Below are 18,556 nucleotides of genomic sequence, written 5' to 3' on the forward strand. Positions count from 1 at the left end.
TCCGAAGCGAGTGGACCACCGGAATATCGACTCTCACATGACAAGATGCGCGCCGGCGTCCATCCGCACAATTTCGCCGGTCATATTGTTGGATTGCGGCGTGGCTAGGAAGTAGACCACCCCGGCTATATCTTCGGCGGTTGAGGCTACCTTGAGCGCGACTTTCGCGATGGTGGCGTCACGTACCTTGGCCGCAGCTTCGGCGCCGCGGCCCTTCGTGAACCACGGTGTGTCGATGTAGCCCGGGCATACGGTGTTGACCCGGATCAGCGGCGACAGCGCGCGCGCTAGCGATTTCGTCATCGTATTCAGCGCACCCTTACTGGCCGCATAGGCGACCGAAGAGCCGCCGCCATGAAACGCTGATGCTGACGATGTGTTTACCACGGCAGACGGGCGGCCCGATGCCTTTGCACCGGCCTCGAGCAGCGTTCGTGCGGCGCGCACCATCTGGTATGGACCGATCGTATTCACGGCGTAGATGCGGATGAAGTCCTCGGCGGACAAGCCGTCGAGATCGCCCTGCGCGACGTGCTTGGTGGTCCCGGCATTGTTGATCAGGGCGTCGAGCCGGCCCCATTTTTCGGCGGCGGTAACGATTCGGCGACAGTCGTCATCGCGCGAAACGTCGCCCTGAACCACGATCACTTCGGCGCCGGCCGAGCGGCACAGGTCGGCGGTCTGTTCGGCTTCCGTCTGGCTTGAGGCGTAGTTCACCACGATGCGTGCCCCGTCGCGGGCGAGCCTGGCCGCCGTCGCCGCACCGAGACCCGAAGCTGATCCCGTGATGATCACGCACATACCGTCCTTGGACATTCGAATTCCTTGTCTTCGCTGTTTGCACATTCAGGGACGAAGGCGAGCACGCTGCAGCGTAGCGCCTCCGGTTGTTCAGCTTGTTTTGATACCGAGCAGCCGTGCCGCGTTGCCGCCCAGAATCGCTGCCTTTTGCGCGTCGGTCAGGCTCTCAGTGGCAAAGATGTGATCAACCGGGTGGTCTTCCCACGGAATGGGGTGATCGGTACCTATCATTACCTGGCTGGCGCCGACCTGGGCGACCAGGTGGCGCAGCGCCTCCGGCGTGAACACCAGTGAATCGAAGAAAAGTTGGTTGAGATATTCGGTCGGCTTCTTTTTGAGCTGGATATCCGGATTGCAGTTCTGCGGCGAGACGAAGCAGGCGTGGTCGGAGCGCGGCGCGTAGGAGCCGAGATAGCCGCCGCCATGCGCGGCCAGGACTTTCAGCTTCGGAAACTTGTCGAGCGTTCCCTCGAAGATCAAATGCTGCAGGGCGATGGTGGTGTCGAGCGGATTTCCGATTGTGTTGGAGAGCCAGCCATTGCCCTTGAATCGCGCAGCCAGTTCGACCGTGCCCTGCGGATGGATGAACAGTACGGCGCCAAGTTCTTCCGCCTTGGCCCAGACCGGATGAAATTTCGGGTCGGCGAAATCGGTCCCGACGACATTGCCGCCGATCGCCGCGCCGCGCAGGCCCTGCTTCTTGACGGCGTTTTCCAGTTGCTGAACGGCAAGGTCGGGATATTGCAGCGACAGCGAGGCGAAGGCGGCAAAACGATCCGGCTTCGAGGCGCACAATTGCGCCAGCGCGTCGTTCTGAATCTGCACGATCCTTGCGGCGGTGTCGCGGTCCTTGCGGTACCAGAACGGATTGATGGAGAGCACCTCCATGTCGATGCCCATCGCGTCCATCGCCTTCAGGCGACTGTCCAGCACGATGAAATGCTCCTGCTGTCCTTTGGTCGGTGGCAGAATGCGCGGCACCTCGTCGCCCATCAGGTCGAGCGCTTCGCGAATGATGCAGTGGGCGTGCACGTCGATCGTCCTGATGCGCTTGCCCTTGATGGTCACGGGCAGGGCGCGGAAGCGCGGTTGCTCGGCATGCGCAGCCTCGAGCATTCCGCAACTGCAGAACGCGAGGCTGGTCGCCGCGCCCTTCAGAAAATTCCGGCGTGTGGTCATGGCGGTGCTCCCTGTCGCTTTTGCTCGGCATCGACCAGCGGTTCGTCTGTCGGCCGCTTTTTGGGTGTGTGGTTTCGAACGGATCGCCACTGCGTATCGGTAGCGCCGCTTGACAAGATCAAAACAAACGACTTATTGAAACGAACGTTTGAATTAGTCAAGGGATACCGCGGCTTTGCTGAAATCCAACGCGCTCAAGTCGCCGGCCCAGGCAGCATTGACCGATGACGGCGCGCTCAAGCCGTCGGCGCGGCAACGCCTGATGGATGCGTCCGAGCAATTGTTCGCCGAGCACGGCTGGAATGCGGTGAGCATTCGCAGCATCGTTGCCGCGGCCGGCGTCAATCTCGCCGCGCTGCACTATCATTTCGGATCGAAAGAGCAGTTGCTGTCCGAGATTTTTGCGGCGCGGGCCAAGCCGATTGCCGAGGAGCGGGTCCGGCTGTTGTCCGAGATCGATCTTGACGCGGCGCCTTCGCTGGAACGCATTCTGGAAGCGTTTCTGCGACCGGCGCTGATCATTGGTTCGGATGTTCGTGCCGGCGGGCGCGCCTTCGTCAAGCTGCGCGCCCGGCTGGCGACCGAGCCGGAAGCAGTGAGCCGGCGGATCCTCGCCAAGGCGTTCGATGAATCCTCCGGCGTGTTCCTGACGGCAATCGCGCGGGCGCTGCCCGATATCCCGCAGGCCGAGCTGGAATGGCGTTTCCATTTCATGCTGGGGACGATGTTCTACACGATGGCTGACGCCGGCCGCATCCAGTCGCTGACCGATGGGCGTTGCGACCCCGGTCGCGTCGAGGATGCGCTGGCGCGCATTGTGCCGTTTCTGGCCGCCGGCTTTCGCTCGAAGCCGGAAATCAAATCAACAATAAAATCGAGGAGGCGTCCCAAATGAGCGACATGTTGCACGGTCCTGCCAAGGTCACGAAGAAGGACATCGAGGCGGCGGCCGAACGGTTGAAGAACTGGGGCAAGTGGGGGCCGGACGACCATGTCGGCACCATGAACTACACCCAGCCGGAAGACATCATCCGCGCGGCTGGCTTGGTGCGCAAAGGGCAGGTGATCTCGCTCGCGCTGAACTACGACAACAAGGGCCCGCAGGGCGGCAAGACCAAGTTTCCGCCGGTCGGCCGTTTCAACCCCGTGCACACCATGCTGCGTACCGGCACCGATGCCTATTCCGGCGTACTCGACAAACGCGGCATCCGATCAGCCGACGACATTGTGCTGTTCCCGTTGCAGGCCGGAACGCATTGGGACGGGCTTGGCCACATCTTCTACGAAAACTACATGTGGAACGGCTACGACTGCCGCAACGTCTCGTCGTTCGGCGCGGAGAAAGCCGGCATCGAGCATGCCAAGGAGAAGATGGTCGGTCGTGGCGTGTTGCTCGACATCGCCAAGCACCAGGGCATGGATTGGTTGCCGGAAGGTTTCGCGATCACCAACGACATTCTCGATGGCTGCGCCAAGGCGCAGAATGTCGCGGTCGGCCGCGGCGACCACCTGCTGATCCGGACGGGCCAGATGGAAGAGAAGCTGGCGGCGGGAAACTGGGACGGCTATCCGGGCGGCGACGCGCCGGGTCTGGCCTTCGAAACGCTGGACTGGCTTCAGGACAAGCAGGTCGCAGCGGTGGCTACGGATACCTGGGGCGTCGAAGTGCGGCCCAACAATTGCGACGATGCCAACCAGCCTTGGCACTGGATCTGTATCCCCATCATGGGCCTGACGATGGGCGAAATCTTCAAGCTCGATGAGCTCGCCAAGGCCTGCCACGCTGACAAACTCTATGACTTCCTATTCGTCGGTCCGGCGCTGCCGATCACCGGAGCGGTTGGATCGCCGATCAATCCCGTCGCCATCCGCTGATATTCAAACGATGACCCGCGACAGCTTCGGTTGTCGCGGCAAGGCCGAAAATTCGCTCAGACGAAGGCCACGACAATAAACGCGGTGCAAACGCATCGCTTCAGGGAGAACGCCATGTTGAAGAATAGCAACGCTATTCTGTCGCGTCGCGCCATGTTGCGCGCGGCAGCTTTCACTTTCGGCACCGCCGCCATCGGCCTTTGGGCCAAAGAAGCCAAGGCCGCGAACTATCCCACCCGTCCGATCAAGATCATCGTGCCATTCGCGCCCGGCGGCCCGACCGACATCATGGGCCGGATCGTCGCCCAGCATCTCGGAGAGGCAATCGGCGGCAATATCATCGTCGATAACCGGCCCGGCGCCGGCGGCAATATCGGCATCGGCGCGGCGGCAAATGCCGATCCGGACGGCTACACGCTGCTGATCACGTCCAGCGCCTACGTCGTCAATCCCAGCCTGTACGCGAAAATTCCGTACGATCCGTACAAGGACTTCGTACCAGTCGCCGAGCTCGGGACATCGCCCAACGTTTTTCTGGTTGACCCCAAGATGGGCATCAATTCCATCGCCGAACTCGTAGCGCGCGCCAAGGCGGAGCCCAATCTCCTGAATTATGCGAGCCCCGGCACCGGCACGACACCGCATCTGTCGGCCGAACTTCTAAAGATCGCTAGCAATATCCAGATGGTGCACGTGCCGTTTGGCGGGGCCGGTCCGGCGATCCAGGCCATCCTTGCCGGCACCGTCCAGGTCTGCTGTGCGTCGCTGCCGCCATCGCATCCGCATATTGTCAGCGGCGCGCTGAAGCCGCTGGCCGTGACCGGCGCGAACCGCTGGTTCGACCTGCCGGACGTGCCCACGATGGTGGAGCTAGGTTTCAAGGACTTCATTGCCGACACGTTTCAGGGTTTCCTGGCGCCGGCAAAGACGCCACCGGAGATCGTCAAGCTGTTGGGATCGAAGTCGATCGAGGTCCTCAAAATACCAAAGATCGCCGACCAGCTTCGCAACAATGGCTTCGAGGTGATCGCCAACGGCCCCGAAGGTATGCAGAGGCGCATCACCGACGAGGTACCGAAGTGGAAGAAGGTCATCGTGAACGCCGGCATCCAGCCCGTCTGATCGATTGGAATCTTCATGCGTATCACCGGCATCTTCGAGAAGGCCGTTCCCGTCGCGTCGACGATGCGCAACGCTGCCTTCGACTTCTCGGAAATGACCACGTCGGTCGTTGCCGTGGTGACGGACGTGATGCGCCATGGGCGCCCGGTGGTCGGCTACGCGTTCAATTCCACCGGCCGCTACGCCTGCGGCGCCGCGATGCGGGCGCGGTTCGTGCCGCGCATCCTTTCCGCTGCGCCGGATGATCTGCTCGACGAGGTCGGCCTGATCGATCCTGAAAAAGTCCGGAAGCGCATGATGCTGCGCGAGAAGCCCGGCGGCGACGCCGAACGATCGGTGCCGATCGGCACCATCGAGACGGCGGTGTGGGATGCGCTGGCCAAGGTACTTGACCGGCCGCTCTGGCACGTGCTCGCCGAGCGCTTCTGCGGTGGCACATCGCGGTCGACTGTTCCATGTTACGTCGGGGGTGGCTGGTACCGCCCCGAGGGCGATCTCGCGGCGCTGTCGGATGAGGTGAAGCGTCACCTACAGGCAGGCTACAAGCATATCAAGATCAAGGTCGGCGGTGTCGCGGTCAAGGACGATCTGGCACGCATCGATACGGCCATTGCATTGATGGCCGGCGCGGACCACCTCGCCGTCGATGCCAACGCAGCGCTGTCGATCTCCCGAATGCATGAATATGCCGAAGCGCTGGCTCCCTACGGGCTACGCTGGTTCGAAGAACCTTGCGCGCCGCTCGACTACCGCGCTTTCGCCACAATGGCCAAAACCTACCGACCTGCGCTCGCTACTGGCGAAAACCTGTTCTGCCAGCAGGACGTTGAAAATCTGTTCAGCTTCGGCGGCTTCCGGCGCGACCGCGACATCCTGCAGGTCGATCCGCCGCAGGCCTATGGCGTCGGCGCCTATGTCAAAATGATCGAGCGCGTCGAAGCGCTCGGCGGCGCGCGCGCGCGGATCTTCCCCCACGGCGGCAACATGATGTCGTTCGCGCTGGTGGCGGGATTGGGTCTTGGCGGTTGCGAATCCTATCCCGGCGTGTTCGCGGCCTTCGGTGGCTTCGCCGACGGTATGGATGTGCGCGATGGCGAGATAGCGTTGCCGGATCACGCCGGGATCGGCTTCGAGGCGCAACCCGCGCTGTACGCCATTATGCGGGAGCTGGCCGATGGGTAGCCGATGCGCAACCTTTCCTGGGAGCTATCATGCCGTCTGAACAAACCGTTCAACTGGATCGACTGACAGCCTTCATCCGCGAGGCGCTGACCGTGCTTGGGCTGCCGCCCGCGGACGCGTTCACCGTCGCAGCGCTGATGGCAGAGGCCGACCTGCAGGGCTCGGACGGACACGGCGTCACCCGTCTGCCGCAATATGCGCGGCGCATCAAGGCCGGCGGGTTCAATGTCAGACCGGACATCAAGGTGGTGCGCGACCATCCCGGTACGGCGCTGATCGACGGCGACAACGGCATGGGCCATCTGGTGATGAAGCGCGCCGCGGAAATGGCGATCGAGAAGGCGCGCAACACCGGCATCGCGTGGGTCAACTCGCAGTTCAGCAATCACGCCGGGCCGGCATCGCTGTATGCCAGCATGCCGTTGGCGCACGACATGATCGGTCTGTACTTCGCCGTCGGCAACGCCAACCACCTGCCGCCCTGGGGCGGTCTCGACATGCTGCTGTCGACCAATCCGGTCGCTGCGGCCGTTCCAGCGGGAAAGGAGCGCGCGATCGTCCTCGACATGGCGACGACCGTGGCAGCCTACGGCAAGGTCAAGACCAAAGCGCTGCGCGGCGAGACCATGCCGGAAGGCTGGATGATCGATCGCAACGGCCAACCGCTTACCGATCCGAAGCGCGCCGACGAGGGCATGCTGCTGCCGCTCGGCGGCATGGAGGCGGGCTACAAAGGCTATGGCTTGGCGCTGATCATCGGCCTGCTGGCGGGAACGTTGGGCGGCGCCGCGATGGGCCGTGACGTGATCGACTTCAACCGCGATGACGACAGCGTGACCAATACCGGACAGGCCATCGCCGTCATCAACGTGGCGGCGTTCGGCGATGTCGATGTCTTCAAATCGAGCGTCGACAGGCTGATCGGCGACCTGCGCAACAGCAGCCGGATGCCCGGCGTCGATCGCATCTACGTTCCCGGCGAGCGCAGCCATGAGACCCGGGAGCGTCGCCGCCGCGACGGCATTCCGATCGCGCCGGCGCTGATGCGGGGCTTGGACAAACTAGCCGCCGAACTCGGCATCGCGTGCCTCATCCAGGAGATTTAAGTATGCGCTCTTGCTCGTTGATCTCCGTGCTCGCGGTTTGTATCGCTGCCGGTTCGGCCGTTGCCGAAACGCCGTATCCCGACCGGCCGATCAAGATGATCATTCCGCTGGCGGCCGCGAGCGCCGTCGATGTCGCGGCGCGCATTGTGACCCAGAAGATGTCGGAGAACATGGGTCAGCACTTCGTGATCCTGAACCAGCCCGGCGCATCCGGTACGATCGGCGCTGAACAGGTCGCGCGCGCGGCGCCGGATGGCTACACGATCGGCGGCTTCAACGACAGCATCATGACTATGGTGCCGGCGCTACAATCCGGTTTGCGGTGGGACATCGTCAAGGATTTCGAGCCGGTCTCGCTGGTTGCGACGGTGGAGTGGGGACTGATCGCCAACGAGAAGTCCGGCTTCAAGACGGCGGACGATCTGATCGCGGCGGCGAAGGCGGCCCCCGGAAAAATCGACTATGGCTCGGGCGGTATCGGCAGTCCGCAGCATCTGGCGATGGCGATGTTCGCGGCCAATGCGGGCATTTCGCTGACCCACGTCCCGTATCGCGGGGCGACACAGGCCGCGTCCGACGTGGTCGCCGGGCAGATCCCCGTGGCCTTCCAAGGGCTGGGCACCGTGACGGGGCTCGTCGCGGGCGGTCAGGTCAAGCTGATCGGTGTGACCACGGAAAAGCGACTGGCGCAATATCCCGACGTGCCTACGATCTCCGAGTCCGGACTGCCGGGTTTTCTGTTCAATTCCTGGTTCGCGATTTTGGCGCCAGCCGGCACGCCGAAGGACATTGTCGCGCGATTGAACGCCGAGGTGCGCAAGGCTCTGGCCGATCCTGAAACGCGTCGCAGGCTCGACGAACAGGGCCTGGTCGTGCGCGGCAGTTCGGCCGAAGAATTGCGTGTGCTGACGCGCAATCAACTGGCCAAATACGCCAAGCTCATTGGCGAGTTGGGGATTGCCGGCAAATGAGCCCGAAATTTCAAATGCGCCTTGGCGGATTAGGTCCGCTCGGAATCGACGGAGCGTGTCTCTCCGGTGGCGACGATGGTGCGCGTCGCATCGACCGAAGCGTAGGTCCAGAAAATCCGCAGCGGCCGGGTGTCGGACGCGTTGATGAAGCGATGCGGGACGTCGGCGGGAACCCATGTCGTGTCGGCGGCGCCCATGCGATGCTGGACGCCGTCGAGTTCGGCGATGGCATTGCCCTCGAGCACCAGCACGCTCTCCTCGCAGTTATGCGTGTGCAACGGAATCGCGGCGCCGGGACCGAATTCGGTGATGCCGTTGAGCATGCTGGTCGAGCCGATGCCGCGCGTTACCAGCGGCGTGGTGCGGGCGCCGCCGCCGCGCTCGTGCGGTTTGATTTCGCTAGGTCGCAGAACGCGGCCTTCAGGCCTGGTCATCGGCGTTTCCTATTCTGTTCACGGATGGCCGGTCATACGATCGAGCCGCCTTCCGCAATGAGGATCTCATTGCAGTGTTCGAAACTACCCTGCGGGACGTTTTGATGTCCACCACAACGAACCGTCCACGACATCCGACGATATAACGGAGAAGAAAAATGAAAATCGTCCGGCCACTCGCCGCCATTTTTTTGACGGCCATCTTCGGCCTAGCGCCGCTCCACGCGCAGCAACAGGTAATAGGCGCGCCGCCGGAGGCGTCCAACATGAAACTCGTGGGGATGAACGACCTGCAGGCGCGTAGCGCGTATCAGCCGACCATCCACCACCAGGGCGATCGCTGGATCGCCTATATCGGTCATCACGGCGGCAGCGACGAGATACCTGCTCCGGTCAATCCGCAGACCGGTAAGGCCGAGCCGAACGGCACGTCGATTGTGGATGTCGCCGACCCCGCGCAGCCAAAATATCTGCGACACATCCCGGGACAGGAAGGCAAATACGAGGGCGGCGGCGCGCAGATGGTGCGTGTCTGCGACGGCAAGGCGCTGCCGAAAGGGGACAAGGCGGCGGTCTACATGCTCCGCACCTTCGGTAGCGAAGCGCATGAGATCTGGAATGTCGCCGATCCCGCCAATCCGGTCCTGATCACGCGAATCGATGGCCTGAAAGATACTCACAAGAATTGGTGGGAATGCGATACCGGCATTGCCTTTCTGGTCTCGGGTGCGCCCGATTGGCGGACACGGCGCATGACGCAGGTCTACGACCTCAGCGATCCCGCGCATCCCGTCAAGATCCGTGACTTCGGTCTGCCCGGTCAGGAGCCCGGCGCCACCGGCGCGATTCCTACCGAAGCCCATGGCCCGATTTCGGCAGGTCCGCAAGGCAACCGCGTCTACTTTGGCTACGGCACCAACAAAGGCGGATTCCTGCAGATCGTCGATCGTGACAAGCTCCTTAACGGGCCGAAGGAGCCGACGCCCGACAATCTGCGCTTTCCGGAAATTGCAAGAATGTCGATGTCGGCGTTCAATGGCGCACATACGACATTTCCAATGCTGCAGATGCCGATCGACGAATTCGCAAAGGACAAGGACGGCAAGAGCCGCGATATCGTGATGATCGTCGACGAGGCTATCCTCAACGAATGCGCCGAGCCGCGACAGATGGTCTGGTTTGCCGACGTCACCGTGGAGAACCGCCCGATGATGATCTCGAGCTACACGGTGCCGGAGGCCAGCGGATCGTTCTGCGAGCGTGGCGGCAGGTTCGGATCGCACTCCTCGAATGAAAGCATGGCGCCGGTCTATTACAAGAAGATGGCCTTCATTTCATTCTTCAATGCCGGCGTGCGAGCGCTCGACATTCGTGATCCGTACCATCCGAAGGAGGTCGGCTATTTCATCCCTTCGATTACCGCGGCGACCGACAAGCGCTGTGTGACCATCGACGGCAAGGACCGCTGTCGGGTTGCCATTCAGACCAACAATGTCGAGACCGATGAGCGCGGCTATATCTACATTGTCGATCGCGCCAACACCGGCCTCCACGTTCTCGAACTGACCGGCGCCGCGCGGGACGCGGCGGGATTGAAATAGGCCTCGAAGCCATGGCGCGAAGGCTGACGGTGATGGGCGTCGTGCTGCTGGGGTTGATCACACCTCCCGGCATTGCGGCCTATGTCACCGGGCCGGCGCGCGGGGAGGGCTGGCAGGATATTGCCTGGCCGTTCCCGCGCGATGGATGGCCGCCGGGCCGTGCGTACCGCTGTCCGGCCGCGTCCTGTGGCACCGAGATGGAACTGTATGTCCGACCCAAGATCGGTTTCTGTAATTGCGACAGCGGTGTCGCCGACGATGATGAGGTCGACCGCGTGGCCGACCTCGATCTGATCAGCCCGCGGTTTCGCGCGCTTCAGGCCGGCGAGGTGGTGCGGATCGCCGACATGACCGGCCGGATACGGCACTACCAGTTTGGCGACGGGTCGCAGCGACAGGGGGTCGGCATGGTCGTCTCCCGGAAATGCGATCTGATGGTTGCGGTGGTACAAGGTCGAGCCAGTCCGCTGGAACTGCAGCGCGAGGCGCTGGATCACCTGGCGTCGCAAAAGACCAAGGGCTGGATCATGTCTGCGATGCGGGGCGGATAGAAGCGCGGAGCAGGCATCCTGACTCGCCCTTGCGCGTTGATGCGCGGAATGAAAAGGCACTTCCGCTGACGGGGGGAGGTGCGGCAAGAGATCGGAGTGGAAATGGCGTCCCGGATCAGGAAGAGGATCGTCAGCGCGCTGGTGGTCGTCGGCATCGTCGCCGCCGGCGCGATCGCGGTGGCGTGGCGGCCGCCGGTTTCGGCGATCGCAACGCCGCCGCGCGACTCCTTCGATCCCGCCCTCGTCAAACGCGGCCGCGAACTGGCGTCGCTCGGAAATTGCAACGACTGTCACATGGCGCGCGGCGGCAAGGTCTTCGCCGGTGGCCTGCAGGTGCCGACGCCGTTCGGCACAATCTTCTCCGCGAATATCACGCCGGACCCGGAAACCGGGATCGGCCGATGGTCGGAGCAGGCTTTCGTACGGGCGATGCGCTCCGGCGTTAGCCGCGATGGGGCCCACCTCTATCCGACCTTTCCTTATGACCACTTCACCAAAGTGTCGGAAGACGACAACCGCGCGCTCTATGCCTACCTGATGACGCGCACGCCGGTGCAGGCGCCGGCGCCGGCCAATCAACTTGTTTTCCCGCTCAACCTGCGCCCGGTGATCGTTGGCTGGAAATTGTTGTTCTTGCATAACGCTCCGCTGAAGCCAGATCCGAAGCAGAGCGCGCAGTGGAATCGGGGCGCCTATCTGGTCGAAGGGCTCGCGCATTGCGGCTCCTGTCATACGCCGCGCAACGCGCTCGGCGCCGAGCGGGCATCGGCGCAATTCGCCGGCGGCGATGTCGATGACTGGCGGGCCTATCCGCTCAACGATACCTCGAAGTCGCCGGTGCCTTGGACGGCAGAGGCCCTGTTCACCTATCTGCGCACCGGGTCGCATCCGCAGCACGGCGTGGCGCGCGGCCCAATGGCACAGGTGGTCAGCAATCTCTCATCGGTCCCCGAAGAGGATGTCCGCGCGATCGCGACTTATATGGCTGGCGTCGCCGGCGCACCGACGCCGGATCGCCAGCAGCGTGGCAATGAAGCGATGGCGCGGATTGATCCTGCAAAATCCGCCCAGCCGGACCGGGCCCCGCAGGCTCAGGCCGCGCATCCCGCGGGTGCTGCCATCTATCAGGCGGCATGCGCCGGCTGTCACGAGGCCGGGCGTCCGTTGCCCTATGGCGGCGTGAATCTTCTTCTCTCGACGGGCGTCAGCGCGTCTGATGCCCGCAACGTCACCAACACGATTCTGATCGGCCTGAAGCCGGCGGCGGACGAACGCAGCCCGATTATGCCGGGTTTCGCGTCCAGCATGGATGACGGACAGATTGTCGCCCTGCTGCAATATCTGCGTGCGCGGTTTTCCGACCAGCCTGTGTGGGACGGCCTCGACCGGCTTGTGCGCGACGCCCGCGGCTCCCAACTGACCTACGTGCAGACCACGGCGGGTGCGAAAAATACGCCGGCCGCCCCCCAGCAGCGAGAAAAGCCATGATCACATTGACGGTCAACGGTCGCGATCATCGTCTCAATGCCGACCCCGACACGCCGCTGCTCTATGTGCTGCGCGAAGACCTTGCGCTCAATGCCGCGAAATTCGGCTGCGGGCTCGGTCAATGCGGAGCCTGCACTGTGATCGTCGACGGCAAAGCGGTTTTGTCCTGCGTGACGCCGGTACTGCTGCTCGAAGGCAAGAAGGTAACGACGCTGGAAGGGCTCGGCACCATCGCCGATCCAGCGCCGATCCAGCGCGCGTTCATCGAAGAGCAGGCGGCGCAATGCGGCTTCTGCATCGCTGGCATGGTGATGCGCGCGCAGGCGCTGCTGCAGCGCAATGCCCGGCCGACCGACGAACAGATCCGCGTCGAGCTTGAATCGCATTTGTGCCGCTGCGGCACCCACATGCGCATCCTGCGCGCCGTGCACCGCGCGGCGAAGCTGATGCAGAGCGCCGATGCCTCGGACGGACAGGAGAGCGTGCGATGAATCCGATCGATCTCAACCGCCGTCAAATGCTGGCTGGTAGTGGCGCGCTCGTCGTCAGCTTCTCGCTGCGTCCCTCGGTCGCGCAGGAACAGCCGGCGAAGCTGCCGGGCAGCCTCAGGGTCGCGCCGTTCCTCGATTCATGGATCAGCATCGACGCCGGCGGCAACATCACCGTGTTCACGGGCAAGGCAGAGTTGGGGCAGGGATTGAGGACTGCCGTCCTGCAGATCGCCGCCGAGCAGCTCGACGTCCCCTTCGCGTCGCTATCTTTGGTCACCGCCGATACCGGGCGCACCGCCAATGAAGGTTACACCTCGGGCAGCCATTCCATGGATGACAGCGGCACCGCCGTGCAGCACGCCGCCGCGCAGATGCGCGCGCTGCTGCTGGACGAAGCGGGACGCCGCGTCGGGGTGCCGGTCGAAAATCTTCGCACCGAGAGCGGCGCCGTGATCGCGCCTGACGGCACGCGTCTTGGCTATGGCGACCTGATCGGTGCAGGGCTGCATGTGCAGGCGCAGCCGACCTCGCCCTTGAAGGATCCGGCAAGCTACACAATCATCGGCAAGCCGGTGCCGCGCGTCGATATTCCAGGCAAGCTCGCCGGTGGTGCAGCCTATGTTCAAGATATCCGGCTGCCAGGCATGAAGCATGCGCGCGTCGTTCGGCCGCCGAGCTACGGCGCCCGCATGATGACCTGTGACATCGCCGCTATCGAAAAGTTGCCAGGCGTCGTGAAAGTCGTCCGCGACGGCAATTTCCTCGCGGTGGTGGCGGACAAGGAATTCCAGGCAGTCAAGGCGATGATGGCGCTGTCGGCCGCGACCACGTGGCAGGAGAGGGCCGGTCTCCCGGACCAGGACGATCTCGCCAATGTCCTGCTGAAATTGGGATCTCAGGACAGCACGATATTGCAGCACGGAACGCCGGGCTTGGCACCGGTCACGCTGCAGGCAAGCTATTCGCGGCCTTATCAGTCGCACGGCTCGATCGGGCCATCCTGCGCCGTCGCACAGATGGTCGACGGCGCGATGACGGTGTGGACCCATACCCAGGGTGTCTATCCCGACCGTCAAGGCATCGCCGAGATGCTGCGGATGCCGCCGGCGAAGGTGCGTCTGATCCACGTCGAGGGCTCTGGCTGCTACGGCCATAACGGCGCCGATGACGCCGCGGCGGACGCGGCGCTGATTGCGCGCGCGATGCCGGGCGTGCCGGTCCGGCTGCAATGGATGCGCGAGCAGGAACATGCGTGGGAGCCGTTCGGCCCGGCGATGCTCACCAGGTTAAAAGCCTCGGTCGGTGCCGAAGGCAAGATCACCGACTGGCACTTCGAAGTCTGGAGCAATACCCATTCGATGCGCCCGGGTGGCGCCGGCTCGCTGCTCGCCGCGCAGCACATGGAAAATCCCTTTGCCGTTCCAGCCCCGAAGCCATTGCCGTTGCCGGAAGGCGGTGGCGATCGCAATGCGATCCCGATCTACGCGTTTCCAAATGCGAAGGTGGTGCATCACTTCATCCCGAAGATGCCGCTGCGGGTTTCGGCGATGCGCGCACTCGGCGCCTATCACAACGTGTTCTCGATCGAAAGTTTTATGGACGAACTTGCTTCGGCCGCGGCGACTGATCCTGTCGAATTTCGGTTGAAGCATCTCGACGATCCGCGTGGCCGCGACGTCATAGCGAAGGCCGCGCAGGCGTTCGGCTGGCAGCCCGGCCGCAAGCCGTCCGAGGACCACGGCTACGGCTTTGCCTTTGCACGCTACAAGAACCTTGCAGCATATTGTGCCATCGCGACGGAGGTCGAGGTCGATCGCGACACCGGTCGGCCCCGCCTGATCCGTGCGGTGGCCGCCGTCGATGCCGGGCAGGTGGTCAATCCAGACGGGATCGCCAACCAGATCGAAGGCGCCATCCTGCAATCGATGAGCTGGACGCTGTACGAGAGCGTCACATTTGACGACACCCGCATCACTAGTATCGACTGGCAGACCTATCCGATCCTCCGCTTCAACGCGGTGCCCGACCAGATCGAGGTACATATCATCAACCGACCGGGCCAGCCCTTCCTTGGCAGCGGTGAAACCGGGCAGGGACCGGCGGCGGCGTCGATCGCCAATGCTATCGCCCACGCCACCGGCAAACGGCTGCGAAACCTGCCGCTCACGCGAAAACGCATCAAGGACGCAATCGATGCGTGATACCGCGTGAAACGTGTTTCCAGGGTGTTCCTGTTCGAGCTCCAGGTCTTTACCAGCCAGATGGCGAATGGCGCTCGGCTCGCCCGGTCCTTTCCCGATACCACGTTCGTGCTGGAACACGCTGGCATGCTGGAAGACACGTCGCCGGACGGCTGGCGGAAATGGTGCGATGGCATGTCGGCGCTGGCCGACTGTAGGAATGTCAATGTCAAGCTGTCAGGTCTCGGAACATTCGAAAATTCCTACCGCTACGAAACGGTGGTCCCAATCATCAAAGAGACCGTCGGATTCGGTTCGGATCGTTGTCTGTTCGGAAGCAACTGCCCAATCGAGAAGCTTTGGACCGATTATACATCTCTATACAGAACCTTTAGGAAGGCGATCGAGGAGCTATCGGAAGCGGAGCAGCGCGACGTGCTCTACAATACGGCGGCGCGTTTGTACCGGATCTAGATACACGCGCTCAATACATTGAGCTCGCCCTTCGCGTGTGGATGCCTGTTAAATAGTATTTCTGTCAGAAGGACGCAATTCTGAATTGCTATTCGGAAGTCAAACGTCTTAGTTCCGTTTCAGAGGTTATACTACATGAAGATCGTCGATCTTAGCCGCGAGCTCCATCACCGGATCCCGACATATCCAGGACATCCGCCCGTCATCCACGGTGTCTGGAAGAGCCATGAGGATTCGTTTTCCGATTCCGGAGGTGTTTACGGACTTTCATCGATGTTCATTTCGATGCCGGATCATGCTGGGACGCATATCGATGCGCCGAGTCATTTTGGGAAAGGCGGAATTCCGATCAATGAATATCCGTTGACGAAATGTATCGTGCCAGGAATCTGCATCTACCTGCGCCACATCCTTCCGTGGGCAGAAATTACACCATCAGATTTGCAATCCGCAGTGGAGAAGAGTGGCGTTGACGTCCCTAACGGCGGAACTGTACTGCTCTGCATCGGATATCACGAACGAACATTTCCTGGCAAAGAATATGCAACGGATAACTCCGGCGTGAACGTTGCTGCGACTGAATGGCTCGCCGAACGGGGAGTTGTGCATTTCGGCATCGACTCGATGCGACCGGGCCCGATGAGCGACGTGAACTTGCTGGTCCACAAGGCCTGCCTGGATCTCGACATCACTCATATCGAGAGCCTGTGCAATCTTGAAGCTTTGCTGGGCGAAGGCCAATTCACCTTCATTGGACTGCCGATGAAATGGCGTAACGGCACAGCCTCTCCAATACGTGCCGTGGCTGTGTTCGATCTAAAATGAGAAGCGCAGTTTGTTACGCACGAGCCTGCCCATAGCCCAAAGTCACTTGGCAGCAGCGAAGGCGATCGATGACCGCTAATAACGCAAATCGATCGCGCTAGCTGCGCGAGCTCGCGTCTAAGATAAAGCATCGATTTCTGGACTTTCGGATTTGTCGCGAGCAATCCCTGATGCTTATTCAGCCGTCCCTGTTCTTCCAGTTAATTTCCCTGTTAGCTGGGATAGGGAAATGCTCGAAAATGCTTAAAACAAAGGGCGCGCTCGCGCCGTCGCGGCAAGATAAACCTTAAATTCGCGAACTTCCCTTTAAAATTCCCTGTTTGCAGGGAATTTGGCGGGAGAACGGTGCGAGCATCACTCCCGCCCCAGCCAGCAATTACAATGGCTTACCGCTTTTGCTTGGGGGGCGTCGCCGTTTTGACCGACCCGGAGTCGACCCCAGGTCAGTGGTGGCTATGGCTGCGAATTCCGCCAATCCCGCAACCTTTCCGCGCTCGAATATTGTCTGGCCTCAAGCGAAGCTGTGAATCTTCTAATAAGCGGTAGTTCTTAAACGAAGCGAGCGTCACTTCTCGTTCCTGTGAGGTGATGGTGGTCCTATCTAAGGAAACTCGGGCAATTTCTTCCGCCACCACCTGCGCCTCGCGAACGAATCTGAAAAGTTTGTTTTTTCCAGATCCGTGACGGCCTACCGCTTCTTTCGTCGGCAACGCCGTTTTTGCTCCGCTGCCCTTTGCTACATTGAATAGGCAAAAAAGAAAAAGGTCGAAATATACAGGGCTCATTGGTCTGGTTTGCTTTCGCGCAAAACGATCCCTCAAAGCATAGCAAGTCTTGATCAGGAGTCCCAACGCCAACGTTGCAGGTGTTGGCTCTTGGAGAGTGTTGTAACTCAAATCGAATGCTACAGTTCTCACATTCAGAAAACCTCCCTGTCCTTTCTTCGCTTCTTCAAAATTATGAGCGGGCGCAGCGAGCGTTTCTCTGTCAAGATTAAACGTTAGCTGAAGGGTTTCTAGTATTTCGAGACAAGATATTGCGGAAACATATTGCGGAAACGCAAATCTGACGAATCTCCACCTCTACGGCTCGCTCAATCCGCGAATGAAGGTCGGCGACATCATCGGTGAGCCCTTGATCGTCCACGGCGTCGATACCAAATGCGACCTCTACCGGGCGCGGATCCAGGACGTCGCCGGAAGTTAGTCGGTCTTTCGATTCTTGCGCGCCTCAATCCACGTTCGGCCCGCTTCGTAAAAATCTCAATGTTCGATGTCGAATCTCGGTGTCACCTGCCGGCTTCTTCCAGTCTGAGCTCGCGTCCGTCGATGGGCGAGATCGCGCTGAGGTCGAACGCTTCTCCCCGGAGTAGCGAAAGTGTGGCCAGCGCGCGATCGCGGTCGCCTTCCAGGAGTTGGCTGAGATGGGTCACGGCGGCGTTCGGCTTGCGCTGCCTGATAGCTTTTAAGGTCGATGCCATCAGGTCGGCACTGAGGCTACGGATGTCGCGCGTCTGATAGTCCAGCGGCGTTTTCCAGATGGTTTCCCACACCGTTTGATTGGCGAGGTCGGTGAGGAGTTCAACCAGCAACTCGTTTCCCGAGCCGCGCGAGATCGTTTTCACTGCGCGTGTCGTCGTATGGGCGAAGGCGACGGGATCATTGACCTCGACCATCGCCTTCAACTCATCGCAACGGCGCGCAAGCGTATCGACGTAACTTTCGACCGGCGATGTCGCCATCGTCCGCACCGCCAGCATTGATAGCGCGGCGCGGACATTGAACAGGTCGGCAACCGATTTCAGCGACAACGGCCGGATATAGGCGCCGCGGCGCGGGCGTACATCGACGAGACGACGGCGCTCGAGAATGCGGATCGCTTCGCGGATAGGTCCTCGGCTGACGCCGAAGTCGCGCGCCAGATCCAGTTCGACCAGTCGCTCGCCAGCCTTGCGCCGGCCGGACACGATCTCGGCACCGAGTTCTTCAGCCACCTGATCGGGAAGCGTGCGGGGCGCAAACCTCCGTGTCTGATCGTCCTCGTTGCTCGTCAATGGCTTGCGAAGTGTCGCTGCCATGACTCCCTCCCTGTCGTCGATGTGTCTGCTGCCGCGTCATGTAGTCCCTGTCTAGCGTAGAAGTCTATTGTTGACAATTGACAGTAGCTGGCATTTCATCGGGCACCGTCACGGTACCGGCAAAAGCCGGGCTGTGATGGACGTTTCCGGCGCAAGATCGGGATCGCGAGGGAGATGAAGATGGAGAGGACGTCAGTCC

The 18,556-nt window shown here is 61.7% G+C and carries 18 protein-coding genes; 13 read left to right on the forward strand and 5 right to left on the reverse strand.

Annotation, left to right across the window (positions count from 1 at the left end):
* Positions 1-33 precede the first annotated feature (33 nt).
* Together JWQ24_RS05225 and JWQ24_RS05230 are read right to left on the reverse strand one after the other, a co-directional pair.
* On the reverse strand, positions 34-816 hold the full coding sequence (locus tag JWQ24_RS05225; protein WP_299805241.1) for an SDR family oxidoreductase: 783 nt from the start codon (positions 814-816) through the stop codon (positions 34-36).
* Between the two features lie 75 nt (positions 817-891).
* Positions 892-1,980, reverse strand: coding sequence for an amidohydrolase family protein (locus JWQ24_RS05230; RefSeq protein WP_299805243.1), 1,089 nt, complete (start codon positions 1,978-1,980; stop codon positions 892-894).
* A gap of 175 nt (positions 1,981-2,155) precedes the next feature.
* On the opposite strand from JWQ24_RS05230, the gene JWQ24_RS05235 reads away from it, so the two are divergent.
* The 6 genes from JWQ24_RS05235 to JWQ24_RS05260 all read left to right on the forward strand — a co-directional run bounded on the left by JWQ24_RS05235 (position 2,156) and on the right by JWQ24_RS05260 (position 8,236).
* On the forward strand, positions 2,156-2,875 hold the full coding sequence (locus tag JWQ24_RS05235) for a TetR family transcriptional regulator (protein ID WP_299805245.1): 720 nt from the start codon (positions 2,156-2,158) through the stop codon (positions 2,873-2,875).
* Positions 2,872-3,855 carry a cyclase family protein gene (locus JWQ24_RS05240; RefSeq protein WP_299805247.1) on the forward strand — a complete coding sequence of 328 codons (984 nt, stop codon included), beginning with the start codon at positions 2,872-2,874 and terminating at the stop codon, positions 3,853-3,855. The genes JWQ24_RS05235 and JWQ24_RS05240 overlap by 4 nt, the downstream gene beginning before the upstream one ends.
* Before the next feature lie 114 nt (positions 3,856-3,969).
* Positions 3,970-4,977 (forward strand): tripartite tricarboxylate transporter substrate binding protein, encoded by a 1,008-nt coding sequence (locus JWQ24_RS05245; RefSeq protein ID WP_299805249.1) that lies wholly within the window; start codon positions 3,970-3,972, stop codon positions 4,975-4,977.
* A gap of 15 nt (positions 4,978-4,992) precedes the next feature.
* The gene (locus tag JWQ24_RS05250) at positions 4,993-6,159 is read left to right on the forward strand and encodes an enolase C-terminal domain-like protein (RefSeq protein ID WP_299805251.1); all 1,167 of its coding nucleotides are present in this window, start codon (positions 4,993-4,995) and stop codon (positions 6,157-6,159) included.
* A 29-nt stretch (positions 6,160-6,188) separates the two neighbouring features.
* Entirely contained in the window at positions 6,189-7,265 is a 1,077-nt protein-coding gene (locus tag JWQ24_RS05255; RefSeq protein WP_299805253.1) for an Ldh family oxidoreductase, read from the forward strand.
* A gap of 2 nt (positions 7,266-7,267) precedes the next feature.
* Positions 7,268-8,236 (forward strand): tripartite tricarboxylate transporter substrate binding protein, encoded by a 969-nt coding sequence (locus JWQ24_RS05260; RefSeq protein ID WP_299805255.1) that lies wholly within the window; start codon positions 7,268-7,270, stop codon positions 8,234-8,236.
* 29 nt (positions 8,237-8,265) lie between these two features.
* Here JWQ24_RS05260 and JWQ24_RS05265 read toward each other — a convergent pair whose 3' ends face one another.
* Positions 8,266-8,670, reverse strand: coding sequence for a cupin domain-containing protein (locus JWQ24_RS05265; RefSeq protein ID WP_299805258.1), 405 nt, complete (start codon positions 8,668-8,670; stop codon positions 8,266-8,268).
* A gap of 158 nt (positions 8,671-8,828) precedes the next feature.
* Between JWQ24_RS05265 and JWQ24_RS05270 the strand changes: the two genes are divergently transcribed.
* From JWQ24_RS05270 to JWQ24_RS05300, 7 genes are all read left to right on the forward strand, one after another.
* A complete protein-coding gene (locus JWQ24_RS05270; protein ID WP_299805261.1) occupies positions 8,829-10,271 on the forward strand; it encodes a hypothetical protein in 1,443 nt (480 codons plus the stop codon).
* An 11-nt stretch (positions 10,272-10,282) separates the two neighbouring features.
* Complete coding sequence (locus JWQ24_RS05275) at positions 10,283-10,822, forward strand: hypothetical protein (RefSeq protein WP_299805267.1); 540 nt, start codon at positions 10,283-10,285, stop codon at positions 10,820-10,822.
* A 102-nt stretch (positions 10,823-10,924) separates the two neighbouring features.
* Positions 10,925-12,310, forward strand: coding sequence for a cytochrome c (locus tag JWQ24_RS05280; RefSeq protein WP_299805270.1), 1,386 nt, complete (start codon positions 10,925-10,927; stop codon positions 12,308-12,310).
* Positions 12,307-12,801, forward strand: coding sequence for a (2Fe-2S)-binding protein (locus tag JWQ24_RS05285; RefSeq protein WP_299805272.1), 495 nt, complete (start codon positions 12,307-12,309; stop codon positions 12,799-12,801). The genes JWQ24_RS05280 and JWQ24_RS05285 overlap by 4 nt, the downstream gene beginning before the upstream one ends.
* Positions 12,798-15,002, forward strand: a complete 2,205-nt coding sequence (locus tag JWQ24_RS05290; RefSeq protein WP_299805274.1) for a molybdopterin cofactor-binding domain-containing protein — start codon at positions 12,798-12,800, stop codon at positions 15,000-15,002. The genes JWQ24_RS05285 and JWQ24_RS05290 overlap by 4 nt, the downstream gene beginning before the upstream one ends.
* A gap of 6 nt (positions 15,003-15,008) precedes the next feature.
* Positions 15,009-15,455, forward strand: a complete 447-nt coding sequence (locus tag JWQ24_RS05295) for an amidohydrolase family protein (protein ID WP_299805276.1) — start codon at positions 15,009-15,011, stop codon at positions 15,453-15,455.
* 135 nt (positions 15,456-15,590) lie between these two features.
* Positions 15,591-16,280 carry a cyclase family protein gene (locus tag JWQ24_RS05300; protein WP_299805278.1) on the forward strand — a complete coding sequence of 230 codons (690 nt, stop codon included), beginning with the start codon at positions 15,591-15,593 and terminating at the stop codon, positions 16,278-16,280.
* A gap of 443 nt (positions 16,281-16,723) precedes the next feature.
* Here JWQ24_RS05300 and JWQ24_RS05305 read toward each other — a convergent pair whose 3' ends face one another.
* Together JWQ24_RS05305 and JWQ24_RS05310 are read right to left on the reverse strand one after the other, a co-directional pair.
* Positions 16,724-17,065, reverse strand: coding sequence for a hypothetical protein (locus JWQ24_RS05305; protein WP_299805286.1), 342 nt, complete (start codon positions 17,063-17,065; stop codon positions 16,724-16,726).
* A gap of 503 nt (positions 17,066-17,568) precedes the next feature.
* Positions 17,569-18,357: a GntR family transcriptional regulator gene (locus JWQ24_RS05310; protein ID WP_299805288.1), complete on the reverse strand. Its 789-nt coding sequence runs from the start codon at positions 18,355-18,357 to the stop codon at positions 17,569-17,571.
* Positions 18,358-18,556: the final 199 nt, after the last annotated feature.

This window comes from Tardiphaga sp., assembly GCF_028290495.1.
Lineage (GTDB): Bacteria > Pseudomonadota > Alphaproteobacteria > Rhizobiales > Xanthobacteraceae > Tardiphaga.

Excerpts from the sequence above, each read along its gene's own strand:
- JWQ24_RS05290 (WP_299805274.1), top strand. The coding sequence starts at position 12,798 with ATGAATCCGATCGATCTCAACCGCCGTCAAATGCTGGCTGGTAGTGGC.
- JWQ24_RS05255 (WP_299805253.1), top strand. The coding sequence starts at position 6,189 with ATGCCGTCTGAACAAACCGTTCAACTGGATCGACTGACAGCCTTCATC.
- JWQ24_RS05300 (WP_299805278.1), top strand. The coding sequence starts at position 15,591 with ATGAAGATCGTCGATCTTAGCCGCGAGCTCCATCACCGGATCCCGACA.
- JWQ24_RS05240 (WP_299805247.1), top strand. The coding sequence starts at position 2,872 with ATGAGCGACATGTTGCACGGTCCTGCCAAGGTCACGAAGAAGGACATC.
- JWQ24_RS05260 (WP_299805255.1), top strand. The coding sequence starts at position 7,268 with ATGCGCTCTTGCTCGTTGATCTCCGTGCTCGCGGTTTGTATCGCTGCC.
- JWQ24_RS05285 (WP_299805272.1), top strand. The coding sequence starts at position 12,307 with ATGATCACATTGACGGTCAACGGTCGCGATCATCGTCTCAATGCCGAC.
- JWQ24_RS05305 (WP_299805286.1), bottom strand. The coding sequence starts at position 17,065 with ATGAGCCCTGTATATTTCGACCTTTTTCTTTTTTGCCTATTCAATGTA.
- JWQ24_RS05230 (WP_299805243.1), bottom strand. The coding sequence starts at position 1,980 with ATGACCACACGCCGGAATTTTCTGAAGGGCGCGGCGACCAGCCTCGCG.
- JWQ24_RS05270 (WP_299805261.1), top strand. The coding sequence starts at position 8,829 with ATGAAAATCGTCCGGCCACTCGCCGCCATTTTTTTGACGGCCATCTTC.
- JWQ24_RS05310 (WP_299805288.1), bottom strand. The coding sequence starts at position 18,357 with ATGGCAGCGACACTTCGCAAGCCATTGACGAGCAACGAGGACGATCAG.
- JWQ24_RS05280 (WP_299805270.1), top strand. The coding sequence starts at position 10,925 with ATGGCGTCCCGGATCAGGAAGAGGATCGTCAGCGCGCTGGTGGTCGTC.
- JWQ24_RS05265 (WP_299805258.1), bottom strand. The coding sequence starts at position 8,670 with ATGACCAGGCCTGAAGGCCGCGTTCTGCGACCTAGCGAAATCAAACCG.
- JWQ24_RS05225 (WP_299805241.1), bottom strand. The coding sequence starts at position 816 with ATGTCCAAGGACGGTATGTGCGTGATCATCACGGGATCAGCTTCGGGT.
- JWQ24_RS05250 (WP_299805251.1), top strand. The coding sequence starts at position 4,993 with ATGCGTATCACCGGCATCTTCGAGAAGGCCGTTCCCGTCGCGTCGACG.
- JWQ24_RS05245 (WP_299805249.1), top strand. The coding sequence starts at position 3,970 with ATGTTGAAGAATAGCAACGCTATTCTGTCGCGTCGCGCCATGTTGCGC.
- JWQ24_RS05275 (WP_299805267.1), top strand. The coding sequence starts at position 10,283 with ATGGCGCGAAGGCTGACGGTGATGGGCGTCGTGCTGCTGGGGTTGATC.